The sequence below is a fragment of the Pedobacter faecalis genome (assembly GCF_030182585.1).
Classification (GTDB): Bacteria; Bacteroidota; Bacteroidia; order Sphingobacteriales; family Sphingobacteriaceae; genus Pedobacter; species Pedobacter faecalis.
This window is the reverse complement of the sequence record NZ_JARXOW010000001.1, coordinates 319237-342234: the sequence shown is the minus strand read 5'-3', so window position 1 is coordinate 342234 and position 22998 is coordinate 319237. Positions and strand designations below refer to the sequence as shown.

Sequence of the window (22998 nt, the reverse complement as noted above, 5' to 3'; positions counted from 1 at the left end):
ATACATTTTAAAATCGTGAAGACAATATCATTACTCTCTGCAACATGGGTTATGCTTTTATGTCTGGAGGCAAAAGCACAGCAAGTATCCTTCAAGACAGAGTACATCGGAAATTCGGGCTACTACTATTTGCCTCCCGGCGAAAAACCAAGAGAAAAAATAGGTGATGCTAAAGGCTCGGCCATGGTTTATCAGGGAACTTTCAATATGCCCTTGTCCATGAAGTCAAATGAGCATAACCGTCCTACCGCTTGGGGAATTGGTTTTGGAGGGGCATACGTCTCCTTGCATAACCAAAACTTTTCGGAACATATGGTCTCCGAAATCATGAACTTACAGTTTGGCGTTTATCATTTACGTCCTTTAAACGACAAATGGTCCATGAGGGCAAGTGTCGGAATGGGGATATTTACGCAGTCCACCGATTTTACCGAAATCAGTTTCAAAAATGTGCTTGGCAGCGGGGGCATTGTTTTTATCCGTCATCTGAATCCCAATCTTGATATCGGAGGAGGTGTCGCTATAAACAGTTCTCTGGGATATCCGATGGTATTTCCGGCCGTTTACGTCAATTGGAGGCGTGAGGGAAAATACGATGTGAATATTGAATTGGGTGATGGCTTGGATGTGTCCATAGGTTATGCTGTCAACGAAAGATTCAAATTATCATATGCGCTTGAAATGAACGGACAGGTAGCCCTATTGGAAAAGGATGGTAAAGACGTTATATTCTCTCATCAATACATTGTTACGGGATTTCGCCCCGAAGTAAAGCTTGGTAAAAAAGGGCCATCCTTAACGGGTATGGCGGGACTTAACCTATTTCGTCCTGCGTCATACAGCGACAGAACTTTGAAAGGTGTATTTGCAGGAGACAATGACTATCATTTTTCTGTTTCTCCATATGCTTCCATCGGTTTAAAGATGAAGCTTTAACTCATAAACATGCGTTTTCTGAGTAACTTAGCCTATTGATAAAAGAAACCCATGAAGATGAAGAACATCTTACTGATCTTATTACTGCTTTGCCAGGTACGTTTAAGCACCCAGGCTCAGGACTGGCAGGATACCGCGAAGCGGATTGATCAGATTTTCGACATTTACAAAAAAGATCGCCCAGGTTGTCAAATCGCAATCAGCCGAAACGGACAGCTCCTTTACTCGAAAGCTTTCGGTATGGCAGATCTTGAAAACCAAAAAGCAATGTCCCCGCAGACATTGATTGAAGCCGGATCCGTGTCCAAACAATTCACGGCGGCCTCCATACTCCTGCTGGAGCAGCAGGGGAAGTTATCCCTGGATGAAGACGTACACAAATACCTGCCCGAACTACCGCTCTATCCTTCGAAGCTTACCTTGAGGCAAATGATGCAACACACCAGTGGTCTTAAGGACTGCTGGGCGCTTCTATCACCTTCCGATGCGCCAAGGGGCAGCAAAATTTACAGGAATCAGGACATACTTGATTTGCTCTCCCGCCAGAGCCTGAACCACTCGCCCGGAGCGGAATTTATGTACAGCAATACCAATTACGTGCTGCTTGCCATCATCGCCGAACGCGTGAGCGGAGAAACCCTGCAAAAATTCACACGCCGTTTTATCTTCAAACCAGCCGGACTGTCGCACACGCGCTGGCGGACGAATGCAAATGAGATCATCGGCAATAGAAGCATCGCCTATGCCCCAGATCAGAGCAGCTTTCTACCTGACATGCCTAACGAAGAAGTGTATGGCAGCGGCGGTTTGCTTACAACAGCCGAAGATCTGTTAAAATGGAACAAGTACTATACCGGTGATAGACTGGGCAAACCGGGGCTGCTGCAAAAGCAGATTTCGCGGTCGCCATTGAATGATGGACAAACGAATGATTACGCTGCAGGTCTGCGTATCGTTCAGATCAGGAACTGGAAAGTATACATCCACGATGGCGCCACGGCCGCTTACCGCAGTTCCCTGGAATATTATCCGGAAACCGGGCTTTCCATTGCATGGCTGGCCAACACTTCGGCCTTTGACGGTAAGCCCGACGGCCTAAATGAATTGAGGCAACTGCTATTACCGGAAAAAACTTCGGAAGTCAAGTTAGAAGCGAGGCAGGAACCGCCACAAAAACCGTTGAAAATGCCTGAGGTGGTCGCAGTTCCAAATGCCATCGATCCGATTCCGCTGGAATCCGTCACGGGTCATTATTATTCAGACGAAGTACAGGCAGAACTTGACATTAAGCTCAATAATGGTCAATTGGAAATCCATCGGAAATCAAATGAAGTATTTAAATTGGCAACCAGCTCTGACGGCAATTTCCGAATTCAGGATTCTAAAGTGACGCTACAAATACTGAGGGATGACCTCGGCAACATTTCCGCAATAAGTTTCACCACTCCACGCGTGAGGAACATCGTTTTCCGCAAGGTGTTGAAGACCAATTAGGCCATTCCTGCAATCCTGCTAAAGCCTGTTATTAAATAGAGTTAAATAACAAGCTATAGCAGGAAAAAGAATTACGTTATAAAGGCTTCAAAAGTTCCCCGAGTTTCCGGTCAACCCCCTCCCCCCTAAGATTTGTGGCGATAATCCTTCCATCCGGATCCAGCAGGAAGTTTTGTGGTATGGAAGTTACCGAATACAACTTGGCTACCTCATTCTCGTATTTTAAATCTGATACCTGTGGCCAGGTGAGCTTGTCATCTTTTATCGCTTTTATCCAGCCTTCCTTACCGGTTCTGGGATTATCTAATGAAATACCCAATATGATAAAATTATCTTTACCATATTTGTTCAACGCAGCTCTTAAAAACGGACTTTCCTCACGACAAGGAGGACACCAGCTTGCCCAAAAATCCAGCAGTACATATTTTCCTTTAAATTCTTTTAAAGACACTGGCTTGCCTGCGGTGTCAGCTGCGGTAAACTGCGGAGCATAAGCGCCAATCATCACCTTTTTCCACTCCGATATCTTAGCGGCATAAGCTTTGCCTTTTTCCGATGCGCGCACACGGGCAGATAGGGAGTTAAAATGAGATTCAACATCGATGTCAGGTGAACTTTCCCGCAATTTCTGAAGCGCATTTATACTGATCAGGGAGTTCGGGTGCGACTGGAGGAACTTCAAATGGCCTGCTTCTGGCTCTTTTTTAACGAGTTCTGCGAGTGCTTGCTCATCCCTGTTTAGCTCTCCTCCGGCAATTTTTGCCTGATCAATAGTACCGGCGCTGGTCAAGGTAATGGTCGTAGAATCCGTATAAAACTGGATAAACTTTCCGCTTGTGGAAGATTTACCTTTCACCAGATCGGAGACTCTCACAAATCCTAAACTTTCCTTTTTATTGGTAGACGCTTTAAACGAAAACACACCGTCTTTAACATCTGTAGAGTCGGTAGCTATAGTGCCATCAACATGTGTATACACATAAAAAGCACGCTTAGGTATCGAGCTTTTTGGCAACTTTCCCTTTACGACGTATTCGAATGTATCAGCATCAAGGTCGACAGATGAAACCGCCCCCAGAACTTCTTGTAATTTGTTCTCCAGGGCCTCCCCTCTCAGGTTAATTCCAATAATCCTTCCGTCCGGATCCAATAAGTAATTTTGAGGAACTGCTCTAACCATGTACAAATCCGCAACTTTGTTCTGCCAGCCTTTTAAATCCGTGACTTGCGTCCAGGTCAACTGATCGTCTTCAATAGCTTTGAGCCATGCTTCTCTGCCGTTCGCAAAATCCAGCGATACACCCAACACATCAAAACCCTTAGCTTTATATTTATGATAGGCTTTAACTACTGTAGGATTTTCTGCCCGGCACGGCCCGCACCAGCTCGCCCAAAAATCTATCAAAAGATATTTGCCTTTAAAATCCTTTAGGGAAACCAGCTTGCCATTAGCATCAGTCTGAGAAAAGTCCGGTGCAATAGCACCTATTTTCATGTACTTCTGCCTCGCTAATACATCGCCGAAATCTTTCCCCAGCGGATTCAGGCGTACCTGCTCACCGAGTGTATGGTACAGTGAGTCCACCTCCTCGAGTGCAGGGCTGCCCGGTATCGAATTGTATAACAAACGGGAGCTAACGCCCGAATAGGACTTTAGTACCATTAAACTCATCAATGAATTGGGATTGTTTTTTATAAAATCCAGCCATATCTTCTTTTGCCGAAGGCCGATAGCAGAACTTTCTTGCTGGAAATTGTCATTGAACGCTTTTGAGTTCCTGGTTTCCGGTGTCGCATTCAATAGCTTATCAACAAGATCACCCAAGGCTTTGTCCGTCGGTCTCAATTGCGCCTTCAACCTGACATAGTCCATATTTAAGGGTCCACCAGTAAGTTTAGCGTTTGGTAGCGAATCCGGACTGGTGATGGATATCTTCCCCGGTTCTATATAAAAGTTAAACGTAAAGGGGCTACCTCCAATCTGATTAGATTGTAAGCCCGTACCTTTTTTGTTGATAATGATATGCGCAGGCATTGCACCATCAACGTTGCCGGTAAATTTAAAGGACCCCTTGGTTATTACCGTAGAATCAATTCCATTTGCCAGGAACAAATAAGCCTTGGCAGGGGGATTTAGTTTACCGATCTTGCCCTCTACCACATACTGCCGACCTTGTGCGGCAGCGAATAGCGGTAAAGCTAATGCACACAAGGAAATCCCAATTTTAGTTATATTCATGTTCTTTATAAGTTTTGTCAAATATTAATAGTCGTCGTTTTGGTCTAAAGCCGGATTGGCCTGCCGCTCTGCTAGCGGAACAGGAAACACTGCGGCGCTGCTCTTCCAGAATGGTTTTACCGGATCGAGAACCGCATCTATCATTTTTGTACGTTTCAGGTCGATCCATCTGTTTCCCCATTCGCAAAAGAGCTCGACCTGCCGTTCATGAAGAATAGCGCTTAGCGCCGTTGCCTTCGAATCTGTACTGATATCAACGCGGTCCTGCGCCCTATCCCTGATTTTATTTAAGTCAGCCAGCGCTTCGGGCAACTTATCCAGTTGCGCATAGGCTTCGGCGCGGACTAAATAAATGTCGGCGAGCCTAAAAATCATGTAATCCTCTGCAGGGGTCTGACCAGCACTGGTATTCTTATATTTACGTGGATAATAATAGGTAGCGCTGCCTACCGTGTTTACACCAGTCCAGATCGCTACGCGCGGATCACCACTTTCAAAAGCGGCGAGTAACTGCGGAGAAAGCACATAATTTGGCTGGGCGGTTGGGCTATACGGTATAAACGTAGACGCCTCTACCGTTTGGTAGTAGACGCCATTGGCAGGTAATTGCCAAATGGCCTCTTCGCTCCCGCTTAAAAACACATTGTTTAGCGCTGTTAGGCTATATAGTGGCGAAGAAATCACTTTGCTGGACGCATCAATCGCATTCTGATACTGACCGAGGTAGAGGTACACCTTGGCTAATAACGCCTGCGCCACATGCAAATTTGGTCGTATCCGACCAGCAGAAGGATACTCAGCCGTCAATCTCTGCTGTGCGTCGGTCAGGTCTGACATAATCAGCTTAAAAACATCTTCTACTGAAGACCGCGGCATACGCTGAGTTTCCTTATAATCCGTGGAAGTGATAAGCGGAACCGGTCCCCAAAGGTTAACCATATAATAATAGTAAAGTGCCCTGTCCACCTTCAACTCGCCGATCAGCTGATTTTTCAACTTCGAACTTATCGCATTAGAGCCCTCAATGCCGTTTAGGCAAATATTAATCTGATAGAGGTTCTTGTATGCATCAGCCCATATTGACCTGTTGGTGCTATTATCTGGCGTAATCTGGTTATTGTAAAAGTCCGTGCCCGTATAGGTACTCGCCCCCACGGTAAGCTCGTCGCCCGTCAGTCCGGTGTATATGGTGACTGCCCCACTTCCAAATAGCGGGCTGAAGGCAGACAGTCCAAAATTCGTGTACACCCCTGCCACGGCGGAAACGATACTTGCACTATCCGTGAACACGAATTCAGCAGAAACCTTATTTGTTGCATTTGACGGTATTTCTATGAGTTTCTTACACGAACTGGCAACTAGTCCAGTCAGAATGATAGCAACCGTCGATATTTTGTTGATAACACTAAAAGCTTTCATAAGCTATAAATTAATTGTAAGACCAAAATTTATTGTCCGCTGGATAGGGAAACTGAACAACTTGCCCAGTTCAGGATCACCAACTTTATAATTTGTTATAAGAAAGAGGTTCTGTCCGTTAACATACACCTTGGCGTCTGAGATACCCAGTCTCTCACAAAATCCGGAGGGCAGCATGTAAGACAGCGCTGCTGTCCTCAACCTGGCGTACGAGCCATCGCTATACGCACCTGATGAACTGATGAAGTTATACCCGAAAAAGCTGAAGCCGGTCGTTAGCTTTTGGATAGAAGAAATGTCCCCCGGTTTTCTCCAATGGTCTAATACCTCAACAGGCTGATTCGCTAAAGATCCCGGCGATGTTGTTGAGTAGACGCTGCTTAGATAGTTCTCTTGCTGCTTATGCTGGAACTGAAAAAAGAAATACAGGCTCAGACGTTTATACGAAAGTGTATTCCCAAGTCCGCCAATATACTTAGGGTCAAGATTGGCAATGGTCTGAAAGTCGCCTCCCTGCGAAGGTATTCCATATGCAGGAGATGAAGTTAATGTACCATCCGCCTTATAGAACTCAAAAGTACCCGTCTGCGGATTCACACCTGCGAGCTTATAGCCTCTAACGATGTTTACAGATTCTCCTATGGAATATCTAAGCGCATAGGAAGATTCTTCCAGTCCAGGAAACGAGATCAGTTTATTACGGTTGGCAGAAATATTAAAGTTTGTACTCCATGAAAAGTTTTTACCGTTAACATTCTTAGAAGTCAGGTTAAATTCCAGCCCCTTGTTCTCAACTTCGGCCGGGAAATTTGCCAGCACCGAGCCGAAGCCGGTTTGAGAAGGCAAAGTATAATTTACCAGTTGGTTACCGATCCTGTCGCGATAATAATTCGCATTCAACAACACCTTGTCTTTAAAAAAGCCAAGATCCAAGCCCAGGTTCCATGATTTCTTAGTATCCCATCCATAATCCGGATTGTACAGGTTTTCCACAAACAATGGTTTTATCCCCTGAAAGTTGGGCTGAGTATTTCCGGAAAAAGATTGCTGATAGCCATATGGCAAGGTTGAGTCGGTACCAACAGTACCATAGCTAGCTGATAATTTGCCGTACGACAGGAACTGAAGCGGACCTTTAAAAAACTGCTCTTCCGAGAAAATCCAGCCTAAACCAACAGAACCGAAATTACCAAACTGCCGACCAGGGCCAAAGTTGCTTGACCCGTCTCTTCTGCCGGAAACCTGAACAATATAACGCTGGTCGTATACGTAGCCAAGTCGCGCAAAAACACCTATATATTTGTACGGATCATAGGAATCTGTGCCCAGAATAGTACCCGCCTGCGCAATCGAACCCAACAGCGCCTCGTTCGCATAGTTTGTTCCCTCGAGCTGAATTCTCTCAATATCATTCTGCTTATACGTTGCCCCCAAAAGACCGGTAAATACACCTCGTCCTAAATTCCGCTGATAGTTAAGTTGCGGCTCCACGTTTATGGTTTCAAACGTATTGTCTGTAAACGTTGCTTTTGAAGCAGGGAAATTGCTCGGGTTAATGGTACTTGCAGGCCTACGCTGATCTTCGGCACTCATAAGCCTGTTGTATCCCAGGTTTACATTAAACTTTAGGTCGGGGATTATCTGGTAGCCCAGCGAAAGCGAGGTATTCATATTGTGTACCGACAGTGCGCTAGGCTGCATTAAATTCGCGGCGTACTGTGCAAAGGAACCTGTATTGTACCCCTTGTAATTCCAGACCGGATTACCACTGGCGTCCACAAGATCCGGGAAATTGGGAGGTGCCATGATGGTGTTCAGGATATTGGCAGAGGCCGCCGTATTATTTTTTTCATGACTGAAATCAAAGCCAAAGCCTACCGAGAAGCGATCATCTGAAGATTTATAATTTAAGTTCGAGTGCAGGGTTAAACGCTTATCATCAAAGTCGCCCGGAATATTGTATTCCGCTTTAGTATAGCCCGTTGAGATCAGAAAGTTCATTCTGTCGGCCCCGCCCGATACACTTACATGCCCGTCGTTGTTATGTGAGGTACCTCCCAGATATTTCTCAAACCAGTCTGTGTTTTTCTGCTGATCGAAAAGAAGCAGGTCGGGGTAAGACAAAGGATCCGCTGTAGAAAGATCAATGCCATCGTTTGCCAATGCTTCCCGCCTGTAGGCTAAATATTGCTCCGTGTTCAGCAGTTTGATCTTTCTCGTGGCCGTATTTAATCCAGAATTGAAGCTGGCCTGCACCCTGGTTTTCCCCGCCCTGCCTTTTTTAGTGGTAATCAATATAACCCCATTTGCACCTTGTGTACCATAAATAGCGGTCGACGAAACATCCTTCAGAACAGTAATGCTCTCTATATCTGCCGGGTTAAGGCTGTTAATCGGACTAAAGCCTCCTACGCCGTTTATGGTTCCATCATACCCGCCCAGCGACGCTAAAGAGTTGATATTGGTATTCTGGGCGGCTACAGGCACGCCATCAATGATGAACAATGGCTGGTCATACGGTTTTAATGTGGTATTGCTGTTTTGCGATAACGAGTTTTGTCCCCTAACCTGAACCCTCACGGCAGCTCCCGGCGCGCCAGATGTTGAGTTGATATTTAAGCCCGGTACCAGCCCCTGCAAAGCCTGCAGCGGGTTCATCACCGGTTGGTTTTCGATGTCTTTTGCAGATACGGTATTAACAGCGCCAATTGATACCCGTCGGCGCTCTGTTCCGTAACCAATTACATGCACCTCGTCGAGCGGAGAAACAAGTGCTTCCAACACAATGTTGCCCATCTTTTCTTTTACCGGAACCTCCTTTGTTTTATAGCCAACATACGAAAGGACCAAAACGTCCTTTTCATCTGCGTCCAGCATAAAGTTCCCATCGTACCCGGCAATGATCGAATAATTTTTACCCTTTATACTCACCGTTACACCGAGGATACCCTCGCCGTCGCTATTTACCACCCTGCCCGTAACGTGAATAGATTGAAATTTCGCAATTACCCGGTCCAGGATGGATGGAGAAGGCCTTTGAAGCACCGCAATGGTGTTTCCTTCGATCTTATAAACGACGTTCAATCCTTTCAAAGCTGCATTGAGGGCTTCCTCCACAGAAGCATTGCTAAGTACAACCGTCACCCTGTGGTTCTTAGGCAACGTTTTTCCGTCTGAATACAGATCATAACCGCTTTGCTTGCGGATCTCTGTGAGTACCGTACTTAACGGGACATTACGTTGGTTTAAAGTAATGCGCTGTGCGAGTCCTGATGCACTGACCTGCATCAGACAGGCTATCAATAAAACGGTGGTTAATCGCATGATACGCCATAATTTATGGTACAGCCGCTCCGGCATACCAATTTCCTTAATAATTTGATACATTTGTTTAGCGTTTGGTTAAAGCAACATCCTTCATCTTTCCAGGAAACAGGATATTGCGGTTTAGTTCTGGTTTAATAGCTGGCTCTTGGCCAAACCTCAACCAGTTCTTTCAGAACTGGTTGCTTTTCTCAAGCTGGTTCTAGTAAAATTTCTTCATTCTTTGTTTGCTTTAATGGTTAACACCCTGTTATTTATACACATATAGTTTTTTGCCCTCAAATCTGAATTTAACCTGACCCGAATTCTGAATCAGTTTCAGCACCGACGACAACTTGCTTTTTCTGGAAATCCAGCCCCAGGCCTCAATATCTTGCGGAACGCTCTCGTCGTACACGATCTCTATATCATACCACCTGGCTATCTCACGCATCGCCACGCGGAAATCTGCCCCGTCCAGGTTAAACGCTTCCTCCTTCCAGTCTGTAACCAGCGCGGTATTCACTTTCAAGACCTTTAGATCAGCACCGTTATTGACGACCTGCTCACCCGGCCTGATCGTCTGAACGTTTGTACCCGATTTAACCCGCACAGACCCCTCCATCAAAGTCGTCTTCACGGCCGACTCATCGCTATAACTGTTGATGTTAAAATGCGTACCCAGCACCGTCACCTCCTGACCCGCACTTTCTACAATAAAAGGTTGTTTCTTCATGCGCCCCGGCAATGATGCCGAAGCGACTTCAAAATAAGCCTCACCGGTAATTTGCACACGTCTTTCCGCCGCCATAAACTTCGACGGAAACTTCAGGGACGAAGCAGCGTTTAGCCACACACGCGTACCATCGGCCAAAACAACCTGATATGTCCCCCCGCGCGGCGTCGCTACACTCAGCATTTCGACGCCAGCTAGTGCGTGCACCACATCACGACCAGCCGTGTCCGTACCGCCCTTCAGCGAACCTGAAGACAGGGTCCCGGAAGAGTACCGGACAAGGCCATGGTCGACCACCACCCCAGTCTTGCCATCACTCAAAGCTACGGTCTGCCCGTTAGCCAAAGTCAGCGTCGCCCTATTTTTTCCGGGTGCAATATCGCTTGCGGAAGCCATTCCATCACGTTCGCTTTTCAGAAATCCGGAATCGCTGGTATAAAACCAAACGCCTAAAGTAATTGACGCAACTGCCGCTGCTGCCACCGCAATTTTTGGCCATAAACGGACCGACTTTTTACGTGCCTGCGAAATAATGCGGTCGTATAACCTTCCAGACTCCTCAGAACTCAGCATCATGCGTTCTTCAGGAAGAATGGAGCGCCAGGTTTCCTCCATGAATAGTTTAACAGGCTGTTCTGCCAGGTCAGATTTTAACAATGCATCCCATTCCGCCATTTCAACCGGATCCAAGCTGTTTTCCAGATAGGCCTTATGCAGATATTCTATTTTTTTTTGATCCATTTCAGTTTGTGCGGGTCAATAATTGCCCGAAATCGCCAAAGCTATTTAATAGATGGACGTAAAAAGAATGTGCACAAGGGCAATGCACACTCAATTATTTTAAAATAATTTTAAAATAATCAGTAAAACAGATAAATCAGTATGCTTAGCCATAAAAGATCGGAGCGATTTTAGGGCAAGTTTCATGTGGCGGTGTACCGTTTGAGGAGAAATTCCCAGTTCTTTAGCTGCTTCCTCATACTTTAAGCCCTGCTGATGACAAAGCTTGTATACTTGCTTCTGTTGAGGTGGCAACAACGCTATGCCCCTTTCCAGCAACTGTCGGGTATCGCTCAATAAAATACTTTCTTCAGTAATGTTTTCCCGCACATCATCCACCTCCCCTATCGGTTGGACATAGCGCACTTCCCGTTTCAGTTGTCTCAGTATATCGAACGTCCGATTCCGCGTAATGGTAAGCAGATAATTTTCAAGATCATTAACCGAGTTCAGTTTATCACCAAGATTCCAAATCTTGAGGAACACCTCCTGGGTCACTTCCTCTGCCAGTTGCCGCGACTTGAGGTACTTGTTTGCGAAAGTGAGAATCTGAGCGTGATAGGCATCAAAAATAATTCTGAAAGCGGACTCGTCACGCTCGCTAACTCTTACAAGTAGATTTTTTTCCTCTATAACGGGTTTCCTGATCATGTATACTAAGGTTGTTCCCATCTAATCAAGGAATGCCACGCAATATTATAAAAATATTAATCCTGCAACAAATGCACCTATCCTTTTACATCCTGGCTACCTAGTTACTAATAATTAGGTAGTTATTAGAATATAAGTAGATAATAACTGGATAATTAGTGTATAGTTAAGATATCATTGATCTATCCTTGCTATATCAAATAGATATAGCAAGGATATACCAACCATATGCCAACGATATACCAAGGATATACCAACCCCCTATTTATTATCTAATTATTACCTGCTTTTTCTCTACTCAATAGCAATGAGGTGGCCACTTTATGACTCTCCGACTTTGGCTATACAATTCCCCGTTTTGGCTATGCCGCGAAGCTTAGACCTGATGATCTTTGACTATATCAAAATTAAAAAAAATGAAACAGTCAAAAACACCCATCATCAGCTTTAGTCCGGTTGTGTTACCGGTTGCCGGCCGTCATGTAGACCTTGAAATGAAAGTTTCTGTTCCCGCGAACGGAAACAACCTGCCCGTTATTCTTCTTTCGCACGGACATGGCCCGTCTAACTTTCTGTCTTCGTACAAAGGTTATGGCCCTATGGCAGATTATTTTGCCGCAGAAGGATTTGTAGTCATCCAGCCTACCCATCAAAATTCTAAAGCGCTAGCGCTTTCTCCATCCCTTCCCGAAGCACCATTGTTCTGGAGTTCGCGACCGGCCGACATCAGCTTTATTCTCGATCATCTGGATGAGATTATCGATACGGTACCAGGGTTAACCGGAAGAGTGGACAAGACGAACGTTGCCGTTGTAGGCCATTCTATGGGCGGGCAGACCGTCTCTATGCTGGCCGGTATGGAGGTAACTGATCCGGTAACAGGTAAAATAGTGAATGCCGCAGAGCCAAGATTAAAGGCCCGTGTGATTATGGGCGCACCTGGCGGACCCGAAGGATTTACCGGAGCTGCCAGAGGGCTCTATCCTGTGCTGGCTGCAGGCGATTTCAGTACGATGACTCTACCCGCACTTATTGTGAATGGCGACAAGGACGTAAACCTCATGTTCTCTGATGTAGACAACTGGCGTGCGGATGCCTATTATCAAAGTCCCGGACCTAAGGACTTGCTGACCGTTTTTGGCGCAGAACATATCTTTGGTGGCATATCAGGTTATGATGCCCGTGAGACAAGTGATGAAAATCCGGAGCGTGTTTCCTTTGTATGCGAAACCATTCTTGCGTATATTCGAAGTAACTTCGATCCGAACGATCGGAGTTGGGAACAAGCAAAGAAAAGCCTTAATGGCGTAGAAGGTGCGTTAGGCAGTATTGAAAGCAAATCATAAACAGACAATATGAAGGATGAAATGTCTAACCACAGATTTAATTCCTTATCAAGGTTGCATAAGGCGCTGGACATGCCGGCACCTATGCACCCATTGGTAACTTTAATAAATAATGCCGACGGAACCATTCCGCTCAAGAACCTCCCTACTCCTCACATCTTAAGTTTCTACAAGATATCCTATAAGATGAACTTCCAGGGAAAGTTCAAATACGGCCAGCACTATTACGACTTTGAAGAAGGAGGAATGTTTTTCGTTTCGCCAAATCAGATCACAGGAGGTCACGAACCACTAAGCGATCAATCTGGTTATACCTTACTTTTCCACCCGGATTTCTTACTGGGTTATGAACTCGCTAAGAAAATTAAAACGTACGGCTTCTTTTCCTATTCCATCAATGAGGCATTGCACTTGTCTGAGAAGGAAAAAACCACAATTATTACTGTTTTCGAGAGTATCGAAGAAGAACTGGAAGGCAGAATCGATAATTTCAGTCAGGATGTGGTGATTTCCCAGATTGAGTTGCTGCTCAATTATGCCAACCGGTTCTACAGCCGGCAATTCATTACCCGAAAAACCGTAAGCAGCGATTTGCTTCAAAAAGTAGAAGATAATTTGCGCGGTTATTTTCAGTCGCCCCAAACACAAACCCAGGGACTTCCGACCGTCCAATACCTCTCCGCGCAATTAAACGTGAGCGCAAGTTATTTAAGCGATATGCTGCGATCTCTTACCGGGCAAAACGCTCAACAGCACATCCATAACCACCTGATCGAAAAAGCGAAAGAACAGCTATCGACAACGGAAGCATCGATAAGCGAGATCGCCTACGAACTAGGATTTGAACACCCGCCCTCGTTTAGTAAGCTATTTAAGCTGAAGACGAATATGTCGCCTTTGGATTTTAGGAGGTCTTTTAACTAAAGGGTATTCACGAACGAGCAGTTACATCTAAATCAATCTGCTTAAGCACTTCTAAAAATTTCACCAAGGGTCCTGGGTTCGAATCCCAGCGGGATCTGATATCTGCCCGAGTATAAAGAAGTAGTCGCTCGTCCACCGTTTGAACGGGCCATGCGAACTAACTCTAAACAATGAGGCTAGACAAAGTACCATCGTTACGATTTAATTATCGGTCTATAAAAGGCTGATTAACATATCCTTTACAACTTCATTTTCAGGAAAGGCGGTAAACTTACGGACAAGTTTCCCTTCACGATTAAATAACAAATAAGAAGGGATTGCGTCAAACTTGTAACGGTTCATAATGTATTGCCATTGAGCATTACTTAAATAATAGTGTTCACTGCCGATACCCGCAATTTTCTCTTTCCAGAGCTTTACTGGCGAAGAAGGGTTTGTCAGGTACACAAATACGACGTCTTTATCATAAAATTCAGCCTTTGTCGGTCTGAAGCGCTGCATTGCTTCCAGACAGGGACCACACCAGGTTGCCCAAAGATCGATCAGAATGACCTTATCTGCATGCTGAGCAACGATATTATTGATGACTTCCTCGGGCGTCATTTTGGAGACATCGTTCACAACCACAGGAGACTTGAATTTAGCCAGTTGGACAACTTTCTGATTTTTTCTAAATAGAATCTTAGCAATTTCTCCATCCCCCCAATAATTTCGAATATTTTTTTCCTGCTTTTTGTTGAAGGGTTTTAGCCCTTCGGTTAGTTGTTTGCCATAGGCGTTTGCGGCAAGCAGATCATAATATAACCCGCCCTCAAAACCAACCAGATCGGATAACACACCTTTAACCGTTGAAAGCCAGCTCTCTACGTCGCTATCGCCTATTGGAGGTATATATAATATCTCATTTTCAAGAAGCTCACGTTGGAATTCCCAGAACGAAAAAGCATACAGGTATCCTGGGCTATTTAGCTCCAGATCCTTTAAGAACCGATAGTATGATCTGTCGATCTTCTGTATAACGACGGCTTTACTCGTATCGCCACCTGACCTGCGGTAGTTAGCCTTCATGGCTGCGCCATAATTGAAAACTGCACCTCTATAAAATAATAGCCGAAGGTCATCATACAACACTTGCTTCAATTCTTTTGATATCAACTTATCATTTTTAACAACTTCTGATCTCTCCGAAAGTTCAGACTTAGAGGTTGTCAAAAAATAATCTATGCTTTTATCATACAAAGGTTCCGGAATGCCACGAGGTGGATATTCAATCATGTCCCTAATAACCTCGAAGCCCCTCTTCACGTCTTGCAAATTCATTTCTGGCGAAACTCCGACACTTAAGACATCCAAATTTTCGGTGTAAGTAATCTCCAGATGTGTGAGTGTATCACTCCTCAATTTGAGAAGAAGGGGTGCTGAGGGATCCAGACTTGTAGAAAAATGGATATATGAAACACTTGTCTCAACTTCTGCATCAATCGAAAAATTCCCTGACCGATCAACTGCGGCCTCGTATTTAACAAACTCGCCCGAGACTTGATGGGGAACGGTAATTTTTACTTTTGTACCATCTTTGATTGCTCCCTCGGGAGTAATTATTCTTCCTGATAATTTCGCAGTGCCTGAAACTATTGCTGGTGTATCTATGACAGTCGCTTCAGCTTGTCGACAAGAAAATAAAAAGAGAAAGGTGATTAGACAAAGTACATCGAATTTTATAAATTTCATAGGTTCTATATTTATTCTAGCACATCTAAAAGGATCCGTTAGAATAACTTGATGGCTTTCGCAGCAACTCAACGCATTCTAGCGATAAGTTGCGATTCAGTTGAATTTACAAAATTCTTGAACAATTGCGAATATTCTAAATATTCAGATAGTAAGAAACAAGCTTCCTCATAAATCTATGCCTAACCTAATCATTGAAAAATTGAGGCAAACTTAACTTCCCGGCATAACCACTTCCTTTGCTCTCTCCATCCAGTCTTTACATTGCCGATGGAGTATGCTGATTTTTTGCGTTTTAAAGAGTTTATGGGCCGGCATACCTTCCCTCGGAAATACGTCATCAGAAACCGGGGTGATACAGCGGCAGATATTAAGCAAGTGTGATAATGAATGTTGTGATGGTTTGTATCCGATCATTTTGAAAATAAACGTCAGGCATAATTGCTTCATGGCCTGACGCATGAGCCATAACTTTATTTCTTCGTTATCGTTTTCATCCAGCGTTGAGGCTGCATGCAACAGGGCTTTGGCTTTGGAGTATGAAAATTACAAATGCTCTTTCAATCCTCTAGATAAGTTCATAGCAGCTATGGAGGAAAATAAAGCCCTTTATGAACGCTTGTTGAAAAGCGAGCAAGAGAAAGTGGAATTATTGAAGCAGCAGATTAGATAGAAAAAATAGTTTTTTATCTTGTCGTTATCTTAACGGCACTCATATTGTTTATCTTTGTATTAAACCATTAGATCTAAATATGGCAACCATCGTAGTACACCCCGAGAAAGATCAACTAAAAGCTGTGAAGGCTTTTTTGAAAGCCCTGAATGTTCCCTTTGAAGAAAAAGAAGAGAAATTGCCGCAGCATGTAATTGATGGTATCCAGAAAGGTCAGGAAGATATAAAAGCAGGTCGCAGTATATCGTTTGATGAATTTAAACATAGACTAGCTTCGCGGTAGGTGGGCCTACATATTGAAGTCTCTGAAACTGCCATAGCGACATTTGGCGATATACAGGAGCAAATTAGAGGAAGGCTAGGAAATAAAGCAGCAAAAGACTTTGAGAAAAACATGATCAGAACGTTTGAAACGTTGAGCAACTCTCCCTATATGTTTAAGGAAACTGCCGGAGATCCCAACATTCGAAAAGGACTTATCAAGAAAGCATCCTCGTTCTTCTATAAAGTCACTGAGCATCAAATTGAAATATTATTCTTTTGGGATAACAGGCAGGAACCTGTTTTTTAAAAAAAAGAGCGCAGACTTTTGGTTAAAAGGGTATTTTTACGAGCCTTTTAAGCTGCTTGTCAAAAGGCCTTAAGGTAAATATATTATAGCTCATTAACGAGATTTCTTGCAGGACGTGCTTTCAGTTTACCCTGGCGAACCAGCTTAAGGTCTTCAACTGCTTCTTTGATCTCGTCAACTAAAATGGCATTCTCATCAGAAAGGGTTCTGGCCTTAATATCTAATATTACTTTCATGATCTGAACCGTTATTGGTTAACACAAAAGTAATCATATCTTTTCAAAAGATAAAACTCTAAGTCCAAAGCCATTTTGCTTTAAACACCTAATACTCATTAAAGATAGCCCTCGGGTCGAAGCCCAACCGAGCGGTCAACTCAGCGTAGGATATCTGACAGCTGATTAAACTAGCGCGCTTAGCATCGGGTCTATTTGGCATCCAATAGCATTGAGTGACCTTCGTACCCGATACCTTATCATTATATTCAATAACCTTATAATAATACTCAGGGACAATTGCTTTAACCTCCTGCTTTTTGTAAGTGGCCTGACTCCCAAATGTCCCACACCAGATCTTAACGCTATCGGTAACCGCATTAGTTTTATAGCCGGTAAGCATGCGGCATAATTCTTCAGTAGCAAATTGAGTTCCGGTATTCTGCCCCTGATACTGCATACCAGCGTTAAAAGTATAGGTATTCGACAAGATCGCCGCATCCTGATTCCAGGCCATGAGTATCCAGGCCTGGCAATGGCCTTTTGAGATCATCTCGGCCGAATTGGGTTTACCTATAATTCTATTTGCTTCCTTATAAACAGCGGTTTCGTTGGGCTGGCCGTACACAGAATGCCAGGCTGCGTTAGCACCAGTCCGGGGAAGCCGGATTTTTTCCTGTTCAATCCGATGCGCTTTTGTGTAAACATAATAAGTCAAAACAGGCTTATGGTCCACCGTGTCGCCAATCGACTTGAAATAAGGATTGACCCAGAGCAAGCAAGAGGGACAAAGGTCAGATTTCTGGGTAGGATATTTCTTGTAAAGGGCTTTTACGTATTGAGCGGTTGGCTTCTGCGCATAAAGTGCTGCTGGTACTAAAAGTATGAGGAATATGAGGAAACGCTTCATAGAGTAACTAAGCTTCAGTAATTTTATGGCATAAGCGGTATCTTCCGGACTAACTATCTGAAAACTAACCCAACCAGACTTTTTAAAAGTATGATGATCGGTCACCTTGCCTTCTTCAACCAGCAAGGTTTTAACTTTTCGGCTATATAATACATCCAGTATTCCGTTGCCATGCAAATGTCCGATTTCCTTTTTAGCAACATTAAACTGCATTCCGCCATACTTATGCATACAAATTGTGGTTCCATCCCAGCGCATAACTTCAGCTTCAATATGATCAAAAGCATCCAAAAGGTGGCTTCTTAAGATAAAGGTGTGCAATTTTAGCAGACTTTCAAAGACATGCGGCAATAAGGGGACATTCTTGAGAAACCCGAAATGGCGGACAACAAACTGAAACATCTCCTTACTTTTCGCTAAGGTACTTTATATGATCCATTACGCGCAGATGAACATTCCGGGTAATGCTTTTGGCCCACAAATCATAATACCACACAGGAAATACATGAAGCCTGTACCAGCTGTTGCCTGTCAGCGTTGTCGTTCCGTTCCCGTTGTCCTTTAAGATAAATTGCCCGCGCAGGATATCTATGTGCCCCATAATTTCGGGGTCGCGTGGTTGCTGAACAATTTCAAAAGTCAAATTCTCAGCGGGCTTGTAAGTAACCATTTTTTCATCGAAAATGTATCCGTTGCTGAATATACATTTTCGTCCGGCCCCCTCGTAGTAACCATCAACGCTGGCGGCAACAGGACTTGGCATGCCCATCTTAAATAACCAGTAATTTCCCTCTTCCTCTATTCTATCGAAAGCTACTACATGCTTCCAGACCTTTTCTGGCGGAGCATCAACTATGATCACATCCGATACCAAATTTTCATAGTGGTGTCTGGACGCTGTATCCACAAAAAACAGCAATAACAACAGCGAGACTACACTCACGTTTAAGTTCTGGTTACGCTTTTTAAATATCGCCCTGCCGGTAAACAGACCCGTAATAATGAAAGTGAAAATGAGCGGAGATACGATAAGCAGGCAGATCACTCCTTCTCCGAGAAAGACAGCACTCAAAAGCACGCCAATCAACCCATTTAAGCAGGAAAGCAGAACCAATACCCTACTTTTAATTCCCAAATCTCTCCAGCACCAGGCGCAAATAATACCCATCAATAAAGGGACAACAACAAATTCTGTATATACCAGAACGTTTGAATCAGGCTTTAAAAAGCTTGCTATCGCTATGCTACTAAATGCAAAAGCGTTTGAAAGGATGAGACCTTTGATTATTTCGAATTTGAGTGTTTGTTTGTCCATGCTGAAGATAACGTTGTAATATGTGAGATTCTAGTTTGTTCTAGTACTTAAAAGGTCTTTAACCGCATATTCCGGCTTTGGGAAAAGAAAAGAATAGCCACTATCCAAAAGGCGTTTAGGTAAAACCCACCTACTTTTTAAGATCAGTTCCGTTTCAGTTCCAATCACCTTTGCCCCAATTTCAAGTAGCCAGGCAGGTGCGGGTAAACCAAACGGAACGCCATATGCATTGCGGATCAATCCCATCAGTTGAGAATTTTTTATGGGTTCTGGCGCTGTGCAATTAATTACACCATTAAGTTCTTCGCGGTTCAATAACCATTCGGTGCACTTTGCGGCATCTTGCTCGTGTACCCAGGAGACATACTGTTGACCATCTCCTTGCTTGCCTCCGAGGCCGAATTTTACAAGATTGAGCAAACGAGGGAAAGCTCCGTCTTTACGACCGAACACTATGCCCATCCGCAAAGCAATTTTTCGGGTAAGAGGCGTATTGGTATTAAAAAAAGTCTCTTCCCATTGCCGACACACATCAATGGAGAATCCATAGCCAATATCACCGGCTTCCTCGTCTTGTGGACAATCTTCTGCATGTCTGTAAATCGTAGCGGAAGTGATGTTGATCCATACCCTAGGCGGATGCTCCAACTCGGCAATCACACTTCCTAAAAGTGCGGTTGGAATTACTCTAGAATAGATAATTTCAGCTTTATTTTCTTCCGTATACCTGCAGTTCACATTTTTACCGCACAAATTAATCAGCAGGTCAGCACCGTTCAAAGTGTTTTTCCATTCCCCGTCGTTAACTCCATCCCAAAGCACCGTCCGGATGTTGCCTTCTGAGGCCTTATTTTTCCTGCCAAGGACAATTACTTCCTTTGCAAGATATCTATAATATTTGCTTAACACCTGGCCTAGGTATCCGCTGCCTCCGGCGAGCACTATTTTGTTGTATTTCATATTACTTAGCTATTAAAATAATTCTTTTAACTTTTCGTATTTTCAGAAAAAACTGAAAGATTGTGATAAAAAAATATTCTACTTGAATATTTTGAATATAGATCCCCAAAACCAGTTTTCCTCTGCTTTTAGCATAGTGTCAAGTGTTCGATCTACATTCTTAGCTAACTTATGTATATCGGTAACCGACTTATTAAAGGTCACATATTCAGGATCTTTAGCATTCCCCTCTACTTTTGACAATTCATCCAGGGCTTTTAAAACTGGGTCTAATTCTCTTTTCCTTCGCTCTTTAGCTACCTGACGGGCAATGTTCCAGGTGTCCTTATCAGCAAAAAAATATTCTTTACGCTCTCCTGCCTTATGTTGCTTCTCAACCAACCCCCAACCTATTAAATCTCTTAGGGTCATATTTGCATTTCCTCTTGAGATACTTAACGTTTCCATTATCTCCTCTGTCGTGAGAGCCTCGGGTGTTATAAGAAGCAAAGCATGGACTTGTGCCATGGTTCGGTTAATCCCCCACTCAGATCCTAACTTGCCCCACGTCTCAATAAACTTTTTCTTTGCTTCTACTAGCTCCATGAAACAAATATAAAAGATGTTATTAAACTTTCAAAATATTTTGAAAGTTTAATAACAAATCAGAGTTCCAGCCTGTCCCTCCTGAAAATCAGGCAGATTAGTTTGTATAAACTTGCTTATATTTATACGAACAGGTTTCGCCTTATGAACCATATTTTACGTCCACCGGATAAGATCAAGAACTATCAGGGTTATATGGTCTTTATGCTGACCATTATTTGGTCGGCAGTCACGGCTTTGGTCGTGGTGTTCGGCCTTTTCTACTTTCCGCAACTGAAGTCGAGATGGGCAATATTGTTAGGTGTGACCTTGTTAATTGCTATAGTTAACCTAAGCCTGAACTATTATGGGCACACCCGCAAGGCGAGTTGGTCGCTCACCATCATGCTATGGCTGTACATCACCGTGCCATGCTATTCGGCCGGGGGGATATTTGCGCCCGGAATATTATCGCAAATGGCAGTCATTCTTACTGCCGGGTTTTTGCTCGGGCGAAGGGGCGGCCTGGCAATTGGTCTGCTGACCATCGCAGCAGATTTTGCACTGGCTTTGCTCGAAGTTAAGGGCCAGTTACCTGCGCCAACGGTAGTTCACGATCCGATCAGCAGGTGGATCAGCGCTATGATTCCCATCATAACCATATTGGTGATGCAGTATTACGCGATCAACCATCTACGGAGCAGCCTGAGATCGATGCAGCGGGAAACCTTGAAGCGCAGAACGGCTGTAGCCCAGCGGGAACAGGCCTTCAATGAACTCGTTGAGCGGGAAAAGGAACTGGAAGACTATAAATATGCTTTAGACATTTCGTCTATAGTGGCGATATCTAATGTTGACGGTGCCTTTTTGTACGTGAACGAGAATTTCTGCAAAGTGAGCAAATACAGCGCTGAAGAACTTATAGGAAAGACTCACGATATCCTTTTTTCAGGATATCATCCACCCGAGTATTTCGACGAATTAGGCGCCGCGCTTATGGAGGGTAAGCCTTACAGAGGAGAATTTTGCAACAAGGCAAAGGATGGCTCCTACTATTGGGTCGACACTACGATCGTACCGTTTGTGAACGACGAAGGCGAGGTATATCAATACATATCGATAAACAGCGATATCACGGCGAAAAAGGAGGCGGTGCAGCAGCTTAGGATAAACAAAGAAAGATACAAATCCATCATAGAGGTTTCCAATATAGGCGCATGGGAATATGACCTCGACACACAGCGGGTATGGTATAGCTCACAATATTTTTCTATGCTGGGGTTCGACAGACCTGAGGGAAGCTGGGAGGATACGCTGGGCATATCATGGGTGGATCGTCTTCACCCCGACGACCGCGAAAATGCTGTGCGGATTTTCAATGAGTTCCTGAATGGCACTTCTACCGATCTGTATGAGAATTTCTTTCGGATGCGGCATAAGTCGGGCGACTGGGTCTGGATCTGGTCGCGCGCCAGGAAGCTCCAGGACCACCGTGGCAACCTTACGAATATTAGTTTAGGTACACATACCGATATTTCGGCCAGGGTAAAAGCGGAACAAAAGACGAAGGAGAGCGAACAGCTCATCAGAAAGATCACGAGCCAGGTACCGGGAAATACCTATATGTTCGAAATTGAGGAAACCGGCAAACTGAATTTCCTTTTTGTAAACCGTGGAACTGAGGAATACAATTTTACGGCCGATTTAGCGGATATTTCAAGAAATCCAGACAAGATACTGGAAGTCTGGCATGAGGACGACCGCAGTCTTTTTGTGGAGAACATGAAGAAGGCCTATAAAACGGAAAGACCAATAAGCTTTCAATACCGGATTGTGGTAGACGGTGTGATTCGCTGGCGCTGGCTTCAGGCAGTACCGGAAAAAGATCAGGAAGGAAAAGTTGTTTGGTATGGCGCAACCCGCGATGTCACCGCTTTGGTTGACTATATCGCCTCCGCGGAACAGATCCTATATGATATTTCCCATGTACTGCGCCGTCCGATCTGCTCAATGCTAGGCATAACTACGCTGATCAGCGAGGGCAATCTTAGTCCTGATGAAGCTCTTGACCTTGCCAGGCAAATGCATCCTGTGGCAAAGGAACTTGACAAGTTTATGAAAGAGCTAAATCAGGTGTATGAGCAGAAAAAACATGTCGACCAGCTAAACATTAACTTCGCTGCGCTTGTGGATAAACGCAATTCATTATTTGAGCGCGACGACTAGCAGGC

The 22998-nt window shown here is 44.2% G+C and carries 18 protein-coding genes; 7 read left to right on the top strand and 11 right to left on the bottom strand.

From position 1 onward, the window contains the following. The first annotated feature begins 15 nt into the window (after positions 1 to 15). Together QEP07_RS01535 and QEP07_RS01530 are read left to right on the top strand one after the other, a co-directional pair. On the top strand, positions 16 to 936 hold the full coding sequence (locus QEP07_RS01535; RefSeq protein ID WP_285008205.1) for a DUF6268 family outer membrane beta-barrel protein: 921 nt from the start codon (positions 16 to 18) through the stop codon (positions 934 to 936). Positions 937 to 993: 57 nt separating this feature from the next. Then, positions 994 to 2430, top strand: a complete 1437-nt coding sequence (locus tag QEP07_RS01530; RefSeq protein WP_285008204.1) for a serine hydrolase domain-containing protein — start codon at positions 994 to 996, stop codon at positions 2428 to 2430. Positions 2431 to 2506: 76 nt separating this feature from the next. Here the strand turns inward: QEP07_RS01530 and QEP07_RS01525 are convergent, their stop codons facing one another. The 5 genes from QEP07_RS01525 to QEP07_RS01505 form a co-directional block, all read right to left on the bottom strand. Further along, a complete protein-coding gene (locus QEP07_RS01525) occupies positions 2507 to 4669 on the bottom strand; it encodes a redoxin domain-containing protein (RefSeq protein WP_285008203.1) in 2163 nt (720 codons plus the stop codon). Between the two features lie 24 nt (positions 4670 to 4693). Continuing rightward, on the bottom strand, positions 4694 to 6088 hold the full coding sequence (locus tag QEP07_RS01520; protein ID WP_256006264.1) for a RagB/SusD family nutrient uptake outer membrane protein: 1395 nt from the start codon (positions 6086 to 6088) through the stop codon (positions 4694 to 4696). 3 nt (positions 6089 to 6091) lie between these two features. Next, complete coding sequence (locus QEP07_RS01515) at positions 6092 to 9475, bottom strand: SusC/RagA family TonB-linked outer membrane protein (RefSeq protein ID WP_285008202.1); 3384 nt, start codon at positions 9473 to 9475, stop codon at positions 6092 to 6094. A 187-nt stretch (positions 9476 to 9662) separates the two neighbouring features. After that, positions 9663 to 10868, bottom strand: coding sequence for a FecR family protein (locus tag QEP07_RS01510; protein WP_285008201.1), 1206 nt, complete (start codon positions 10866 to 10868; stop codon positions 9663 to 9665). Positions 10869 to 10967: 99 nt separating this feature from the next. Beyond that, a complete protein-coding gene (locus QEP07_RS01505) occupies positions 10968 to 11579 on the bottom strand; it encodes an RNA polymerase sigma factor (protein ID WP_285008200.1) in 612 nt (203 codons plus the stop codon). A 395-nt stretch (positions 11580 to 11974) separates the two neighbouring features. On the opposite strand from QEP07_RS01505, the gene QEP07_RS01500 reads away from it, so the two are divergent. Continuing rightward, positions 11975 to 12904: an alpha/beta hydrolase family protein gene (locus QEP07_RS01500; protein WP_285008199.1), complete on the top strand. Its 930-nt coding sequence runs from the start codon at positions 11975 to 11977 to the stop codon at positions 12902 to 12904. Positions 12905 to 12913: 9 nt separating this feature from the next. Continuing rightward, a complete protein-coding gene (locus QEP07_RS01495; protein WP_285008198.1) occupies positions 12914 to 13828 on the top strand; it encodes a helix-turn-helix domain-containing protein in 915 nt (304 codons plus the stop codon). A gap of 213 nt (positions 13829 to 14041) precedes the next feature. Here QEP07_RS01495 and QEP07_RS01490 read toward each other — a convergent pair whose 3' ends face one another. Further along, positions 14042 to 15559 (bottom strand): TlpA family protein disulfide reductase, encoded by a 1518-nt coding sequence (locus QEP07_RS01490; protein ID WP_285008197.1) that lies wholly within the window; start codon positions 15557 to 15559, stop codon positions 14042 to 14044. A 752-nt stretch (positions 15560 to 16311) separates the two neighbouring features. Here QEP07_RS01490 and QEP07_RS01485 point away from each other — a divergent pair. Further along, on the top strand, positions 16312 to 16515 hold the full coding sequence (locus QEP07_RS01485; RefSeq protein WP_285008196.1) for a DUF2683 family protein: 204 nt from the start codon (positions 16312 to 16314) through the stop codon (positions 16513 to 16515). Further along, complete coding sequence (locus tag QEP07_RS01480) at positions 16516 to 16803, top strand: type II toxin-antitoxin system RelE/ParE family toxin (protein ID WP_285008195.1); 288 nt, start codon at positions 16516 to 16518, stop codon at positions 16801 to 16803. Positions 16804 to 16886: 83 nt separating this feature from the next. Here the strand turns inward: QEP07_RS01480 and QEP07_RS01475 are convergent, their stop codons facing one another. The 5 genes from QEP07_RS01475 to QEP07_RS01455 form a co-directional block, all read right to left on the bottom strand. Continuing rightward, positions 16887 to 17039, bottom strand: a complete 153-nt coding sequence (locus QEP07_RS01475; RefSeq protein WP_285008194.1) for a hypothetical protein — start codon at positions 17037 to 17039, stop codon at positions 16887 to 16889. An 88-nt stretch (positions 17040 to 17127) separates the two neighbouring features. Further along, positions 17128 to 18330 carry a luciferase domain-containing protein gene (locus QEP07_RS01470; protein WP_285008193.1) on the bottom strand — a complete coding sequence of 401 codons (1203 nt, stop codon included), beginning with the start codon at positions 18328 to 18330 and terminating at the stop codon, positions 17128 to 17130. Positions 18331 to 18334: 4 nt separating this feature from the next. Then, positions 18335 to 19243: an SRPBCC family protein gene (locus QEP07_RS01465; RefSeq protein WP_285008192.1), complete on the bottom strand. Its 909-nt coding sequence runs from the start codon at positions 19241 to 19243 to the stop codon at positions 18335 to 18337. 30 nt (positions 19244 to 19273) lie between these two features. Then, entirely contained in the window at positions 19274 to 20203 is a 930-nt protein-coding gene (locus QEP07_RS01460; RefSeq protein WP_285008191.1) for a TIGR01777 family oxidoreductase, read from the bottom strand. A gap of 78 nt (positions 20204 to 20281) precedes the next feature. Beyond that, entirely contained in the window at positions 20282 to 20788 is a 507-nt protein-coding gene (locus tag QEP07_RS01455; RefSeq protein WP_285008190.1) for a GbsR/MarR family transcriptional regulator, read from the bottom strand. Between the two features lie 144 nt (positions 20789 to 20932). On the opposite strand from QEP07_RS01455, the gene QEP07_RS01450 reads away from it, so the two are divergent. Then, entirely contained in the window at positions 20933 to 22993 is a 2061-nt protein-coding gene (locus tag QEP07_RS01450; RefSeq protein ID WP_285008189.1) for a PAS domain-containing protein, read from the top strand. The last annotated feature ends 5 nt before the right edge of the window (positions 22994 to 22998 follow it).